Genomic DNA, 664 nt, shown 5'->3' with positions numbered 1-664 from the left:
GACGGCGGCGCTGGCCACGCCCTCACCCTGCCCGCCCACCAGCGCGCGCACCCGTTCCAAGAGGGCGGCATCGGCGGCGGCCTGGCCCTGCGCGCGGGCCAGATCGGCCATGGCCAGCCGTTCACGGATGCGGCGCACGCGGATCAACCGGTCGAGCGTGCTCATGCCGCATCCTCCGGCACCAGTTGCAGCAACGTCTCGATCGAATCGCTGAAATCGGCGGGCTGGTGGCGATCCTGGGCCATGAAGGCCGCCAGCACCGGCTGCAGCGCCAGCGCCATGTCGAGCTCGGCGTCCTGGCCGGGGGCATAGGCGCCCATCAGCACCAGGTCGCGATTTTCCTCGTTCAGCGCCACCATGCGGCGGAAACGCTGCGCCGCCCCGGCGTGGCTGGCGCTGGCGACGTCGATCATCACCCGGCTGGCCGAGCTGACCAGATCAATGGCCGGGAACTGCCCGCGCCCGGCCAGCCGGCGCGACAGCAGCACGTGGCCATCCATGACGCCGCGCGCGGCATCCACCACCGGATCGGCGCGGTCATCGCTTTCGGCCAGCACCGTGGCGACCAGGGTGATGGCGCCGCCCGACTGGCGGTCACCGCCGGCGCGCTCGGCCAGATCGGCGATCAGCTGCAGCGCCGACGGCGGATAGCCGCGCGCGCCGG

At 73.0% G+C, this 664-nt stretch carries 1 pseudogene; it reads right to left on the bottom strand.

The features are described 5' to 3' along the window. Window positions 1-161: 161 nt before the first annotated feature. Window positions 162-664 (bottom strand): annotated as a pseudogene (gene fliI, locus GJ693_RS16500) (flagellum-specific ATP synthase FliI); the annotation flags it as partial.

Source organism: Sandarakinorhabdus oryzae (assembly GCF_009733735.1).
GTDB lineage: Bacteria > Pseudomonadota > Alphaproteobacteria > Sphingomonadales > Sphingomonadaceae > Sandarakinorhabdus > Sandarakinorhabdus oryzae.
The sequence above is the reverse complement of the archived record's forward strand: the minus strand, read 5'-3'. Positions and strand labels throughout refer to the sequence as shown.